The sequence below is a fragment of the Myroides sp. LoEW2-1 genome (assembly GCF_009767705.1).
Lineage (GTDB): Bacteria > Bacteroidota > Bacteroidia > Flavobacteriales > Flavobacteriaceae > Flavobacterium > Flavobacterium album_A.
Map to the genome: position 1 here is coordinate 1 of NZ_WSPP01000279.1, position 5,284 is coordinate 5,284.

Consider the following 5,284-nt stretch of genomic DNA (forward strand, 5'->3'; position numbering starts at 1 on the left):
TTGCTGCTTAAATGCAGCATCGTAGGCCTTTCTAATTCTTTTCATAATTCAAAGATAAGTTTTTATGCTTAACTTAATGTCCAGGCTAAGTTACCAAGTCCACACGCTCTAACAGTTTTTAAATAGTGTTCATAGCCAATTACAAACTTATAATTAAGTTCTCTAAACTCTATATCTTCTTTACCATATACATAACGGATATATTCTCCAACATGTGATCTTGCTGTTACATATCTTTCATGAGTTCCAATAGCATACTCTTTAGGTACAAGTTTAAAAACTTCATCATTGTGCTTTTGGAATTCTTCTAAAACTTTAACCCTACTAGTTCCTTTACCTTGTATATGATCCATAAGAATTGAAGCAGTAATAGGTAGTTCATTACTTAATAGCTCTAATTTGTACTTAGTAATTTTAGATACAATTGTATCTAATAGGTAGTTTAAGGTTTTAGCGTCTTCTTTAGCGCCATTAGCACGACCTGCTTTTTGGTTCCATCTTTTGATATCCCATTTATGACTAAGTGAAGTCTCTTTGCGAATACCATCTACTGTGATTCGAAGGTAAACACCTCTTAAATCACTTTTCTTCCTACTTGGTTTGAGAAAGAAATTAATTGACAACTGTTTTTAAATATTAATAAATGTCGAATTAAAACGTTCCAAAAACACAGTGTAAAACTCTCTGGTTCCCTTTGGCGTCAAGGTTTGCCAAGTTGAAAGGTGCACATCTCTTAGATATTTTTTTGTGCACCGAATCCCGAATATTTTTAGGTGCACTTTTAAAAAGAATGCGATACCCCTAAAAAAGAAAAAACCTATAACTCATTGTGAATCATAGGTTTTTGTACTTTTTTGATGACTTTTGAAAAGTTATCTTTTATAAATCAGCGGAGAAAGAGGGATTCGAACCCCCGGACCTGTTACAGTCAACGGTTTTCAAGACCGCCGCATTCGACCACTCTGCCATTTCTCCAGTCGAACTCTCTTGTTCTGTATTGCGAGTGCAAATATAGCGTGTTTACTGGGATTACCAAACATTTGAACACATTTTTTAAAAAAAAATGGCGTTCAAAAGACAACTAATTGATATCCAATATACTCTTTCTAAATAAAATTTCTTTACCAATTGCAATGCAAAAGACAAATAAGTATTAAATAAAAAAAGCCCCACAAATAGTGAGGCTTTTATTTATATTAAGTAAGATAAATCAGATTTGACAAACGTTTATTATTTTACTTTATTTACGATAGCTGCGAAAGCTTCAGGGTGATTCATAGCTAAATCTGCAAGAACTTTACGGTTCAATTCGATATTGTTAGCTTTAATTTTACCCATGAATTGAGAATAGCTCATTCCGTGTAATCTTGCACCAGCGTTAATACGCATAATCCATAAAGAACGGAAGTTTCTTTTCTTTTGTTTTCTATCACGGTAAGCATATACCATTGCTTTTTCTACCGCGTTTTTAGCTACTGTCCAAACGTTTTTACGTCTTCCAAAGAATCCTTTGGCTTGCTTCAAAATTCTTTTTCTTCTTGCTCTTGAAGCTACTGAGTTTACTGATCTTGCCATTTTTGTAAATGTATTTTTGTAGTGTGCGACTATTTTTCAAGTACTTCTAAATCTTAATTTGCTCCACTCCAGGGTTATTAAATTATTTTAACCGCAACTAAGATTAGATTAATCTTAATTGATCTTTGATACTATGAGTATCTGCTTTAGCTACTAATCCAGAGTGAGTTAAAGCTAATTTACGCTTTTTAGATTTTTTAGTCAAAATGTGACTTTTGAAAGCGTGTTTTCTTTTGATTTTTCCAGAGCCAGTTAACTTGAAACGTTTCTTAGCGCTAGATTTAGTTTTCATTTTAGGCATTATTTCCTAGGTATTAATGATTATCTTACTTACTATTTTTTACTTAATATATTCTTAAACAGAATTATGCTTTCTTCTTCTTAGGAGCAATAAACATAGTCATACGTTTACCCTCTAAAACTGGCATTGATTCTACTTTTCCGAATTCTTCAAGATCTTGTGCAAGTCTTAATAATAAGATTTGACCTTGATCTTTATAGATGATCGAACGACCTTTAAAGAAAACAAATGCCTTTAATTTAGATCCTTCTTTTAAGAACTTCTCAGCATTTTTCTTTTTGAACTCGTAATCGTGTTCATCTGTTTGAGGACCAAAGCGAATCTCTTTTACAGTGATCTGAGTAGATTTAGCTTTAAGCATTTTATCGCGTTTCTTTTGTTCATAAAGAAACTTCTTATAGTCGATTACTTTACAAACAGGAGGTTCAGCATTAGGAGAAATCTCCACTAAATCCAATTCTTGTTCTTCAGCAATACGCAATGCTTCTGCTAATTTAAATACACCCATTTCAACATTGTCTCCCACAAGTCGAACTTCCGGAACACGGATGGCATTGTTAATTCTATGCGCATCTTTTTTTTCTTCGCGAGGTTTAAAACCTCTGTTTTGTCTTACTGCTATGGCTCTAAAAGTTTTTGCTTGTTTACCAAGCGTTATACATTAATATTTTTATTCTCCGAATTGTTTTACAGAGTTATTCACTTCTTCTTGAATCATCGCGGCAAATTCTTCAATCTTCATCGTTTGATTACTCTTACCAGAATCTCCGTGTTTTCTTACAGAAATTGTTCCATTTTTTTCCTCGTCCTCACCTACAATTAACATATAAGGAAATTTTTGAACCTCTGCTTCTCGAATTTTCTTACCGATAGTCTCGTTACGATTATCTACCAGCGCGCGAATTTCGTTATTTTCTAGCAAATTTAAAACTTTTTCTGCATATTTTTCGTATTTCTCACTCAAAGACAGAATTATAGCTTGCTCTGGCATTAACCAAAGTGGGAATTTACCCCCTGTATGCTCTAACAAAATAGCGATAAAACGCTCCATTGATCCAAATGGCGCTCTGTGGATCATAATCGGACGATGCAACTCATTGTCTGATCCTTTATAACTAAGCTCAAAACGTTCTGGTAGGTTGTAATCTACCTGAATTGTTCCTAACTGCCAACTTCTTCCAAGGGCATCTTTAACCATAAAGTCTAACTTCGGACCATAGAAAGCAGCTTCTCCACTTTCAATAACGTAATTTAGACCTTTATCTTTAGCCGCATTAATAATAGCTTGCTCTGCTTTCTCCCAATTCTCAACACTTCCAATGTACTTATCTGGATTGTCTAAATCGCGAACAGATACTTGAGCTGTAAAGTTTTCAAAACCTAATGATCCAAATACATAAAGTACCAAATCAATTACTTTTTTGAATTCTTCGTCTAATTGCTCTGGTGTACAGAAAATATGAGCATCATCTTGTGTAAATCCTCTTACTCGAGTTAACCCATGCAATTCTCCTGATTGTTCGTAGCGATATACTGTTCCAAACTCAGCAAAACGCTTAGGTAAATCTTTATAAGACCACGGTTTAGAGTTATAAATCTCACAGTGATGAGGACAGTTCATCGGTTTTAATAAAAACTCCTCTCCTTCCACTGGAGTGTGAATAGGTTGAAAACTATCTGCACCATATTTTGCATAGTGTCCAGATGTAACATATAATTCCTTTTGCCCAATATGTGGAGTTACAACTTGTTCGTAACCTGCTTTTTTCTGTGCTTTTCGCAAAAACTGCTCTAATCTTTCTCTTAGCGCTGCCCCTTTAGGTAACCACAAAGGCAGACCTTGACCAACTTTTTGAGAGAATGTAAACAATTCTAACTCTTTTCCTAATTTACGGTGATCTCTTTTCTTAGCTTCTTCTAAAAGTTCTAAATACTCGGTCAAATCTTTTTGTTTAGGGAATGAAATACCATAAACACGTGTTAATTGTTTATTCTTCTCATCTCCTCTCCAATAAGCTCCTGCTATAGATAAAACTTTAAAAGCTTTTATTATTCCAGTGTTAGGAATATGTCCTCCACGACATAAGTCAGTGAAGCTATCGTGATCACAAAATGTAATAGTACCATCAGCCAAGTTTTCGATTAACTCAACTTTATATGGATTTTGTTCTTTTTTATAAAAATCCAAAGCCTCAGCCTTAGTAGCAGAACGCATTTTAAAATCGTGCTTTGCTCGTGCAATTTCTAAAACTTTATCTTCGATCTTTTTAAAGTCAGCATCTGTTACTTTATAATCCATGAAATCCACATCGTAATAGAATCCATTAGCGATAGCTGGACCTATAGTTAATTTGATTCCAGGGTATAAATCTTGTAAAGCTTGCGCCATTACGTGTGAAGTAGAGTGCCAGAAAGCTTTTTTCCCTTCATCATCATTCCATGAATATAAAACTAGACTACCATCCGTGGTCATTGGTGTCGTGGTTTCGATGGTGGTACCATTGAAGCTTGCAGAAATAATATTTCTTGCTAAACCTTCACTTATACTTTTTGCAACATCGAAAGGAGTAACGCCCGAAGCAAACTCTTTCACTGAACCGTCTGGTAATGTAATTTTTATCATAATAGTTTTAAAAAATAAAACGCAAATATACTAGTTTTACTACAGAATCGCAACATTTATGATAGGTTAACTTGATTTTTTTACTAAGAAGTACAATTGCTTTTCAATACACTTTTCTACAATGGTATAAATCATAGTAAATGCAAAACAAACTGTGGTTTATCTTTTAACTCTTAACAATAGTTCTAAGTAATCTCACTTTAATATTAGTTGCAATAGATATGTGAACTAAAACTTCATTCTTTTATAAAATATAATAAAAAATATTTCGCCTGTTAATAGCTAACAATAAATTAGTTACAAAACGCTATGCATTTTTGCTTGAAATTTTATTCAAAAAAGCTTGTAAACATCAGACTTTGCAGTATATTTGCACTCGCAATACAGAACAAGAGAGTTCGACTGGAGAAATGGCAGAGTGGTCGAATGCGGCGGTCTTGAAAACCGTTGACTGTAACAGGTCCGGGGGTTCGAATCCCTCTTTCTCCGCGAAATTATAAAAGATAACTTTTCAAAAGTCATCAAAAAAGCACAAAACCTATGATTCACAAGGAGTTATAGGTTTTTTCTTTTTTAAGGGTATCGCATTTTGTTTAAAAGTGCACTTAAAAAGGATCAATCTCAAAAGTTGTGTTTAGGCATAAAGCTTAGTCAATCTGTATAAAAAGAAATCAATATCTCTTACGGATCAATCTCAAAAGTTGTGTTTAGGCATAAAGCTTAGTCAATCTGTATAAAAAGAAATCAATATCTCTTACACCTCTAAACTGAGCTCTGAATGCTTT

5 protein-coding genes, 2 tRNA genes and 1 pseudogene are annotated in these 5,284 nt (G+C 33.8%); 1 reads left to right on the plus strand and 7 read right to left on the minus strand.

Annotated features, from left to right (window positions below; all coding sequences use genetic code 11):
• Positions 1 to 68 precede the first annotated feature (68 nt).
• The 6 genes from GOQ24_RS14360 to thrS form a co-directional block, all read right to left on the minus strand.
• Positions 69 to 623, minus strand: coding sequence for a phage integrase SAM-like domain-containing protein (locus tag GOQ24_RS14360; protein WP_243731283.1), 555 nt, complete (start codon positions 621 to 623; stop codon positions 69 to 71).
• A gap of 267 nt (positions 624 to 890) precedes the next feature.
• Positions 891 to 975, minus strand: a tRNA-Ser gene (locus tag GOQ24_RS14365).
• Positions 976 to 1,230: 255 nt separating this feature from the next.
• Positions 1,231 to 1,575 carry a 50S ribosomal protein L20 gene (gene rplT / locus GOQ24_RS14370; protein WP_155093124.1) on the minus strand — a complete coding sequence of 115 codons (345 nt, stop codon included), beginning with the start codon at positions 1,573 to 1,575 and terminating at the stop codon, positions 1,231 to 1,233.
• A 103-nt stretch (positions 1,576 to 1,678) separates the two neighbouring features.
• Positions 1,679 to 1,876, minus strand: a complete 198-nt coding sequence (rpmI, locus tag GOQ24_RS14375) for a 50S ribosomal protein L35 (RefSeq protein WP_155093123.1) — start codon at positions 1,874 to 1,876, stop codon at positions 1,679 to 1,681.
• A gap of 64 nt (positions 1,877 to 1,940) precedes the next feature.
• On the minus strand, positions 1,941 to 2,498 hold the full coding sequence (gene infC, locus GOQ24_RS14380) for a translation initiation factor IF-3 (RefSeq protein ID WP_160340004.1): 558 nt from the start codon (positions 2,496 to 2,498) through the stop codon (positions 1,941 to 1,943).
• Between the two features lie 48 nt (positions 2,499 to 2,546).
• Positions 2,547 to 4,499: a threonine--tRNA ligase gene (thrS, locus tag GOQ24_RS14385; RefSeq protein ID WP_155093122.1), complete on the minus strand. Its 1,953-nt coding sequence runs from the start codon at positions 4,497 to 4,499 to the stop codon at positions 2,547 to 2,549.
• A gap of 404 nt (positions 4,500 to 4,903) precedes the next feature.
• On the opposite strand from thrS, the gene GOQ24_RS14390 reads away from it, so the two are divergent.
• Positions 4,904 to 4,988, plus strand: a tRNA-Ser gene (locus GOQ24_RS14390).
• A gap of 218 nt (positions 4,989 to 5,206) precedes the next feature.
• Here GOQ24_RS14390 and GOQ24_RS16845 read toward each other — a convergent pair.
• Positions 5,207 to 5,284, minus strand: a pseudogene (locus GOQ24_RS16845) (transposase); the annotation flags it as partial.

What these genes read in the sequence shown, in the direction of transcription:
- thrS (WP_155093122.1), bottom strand. Translation starts at nt 4,499, where the DNA reads ATGATAAAAATTACATTACCAGACGGTTCAGTGAAAGAGTTTGCTTCG.
- rpmI (WP_155093123.1), bottom strand. Translation starts at nt 1,876, where the DNA reads ATGCCTAAAATGAAAACTAAATCTAGCGCTAAGAAACGTTTCAAGTTA.
- rplT (WP_155093124.1), bottom strand. Translation starts at nt 1,575, where the DNA reads ATGGCAAGATCAGTAAACTCAGTAGCTTCAAGAGCAAGAAGAAAAAGA.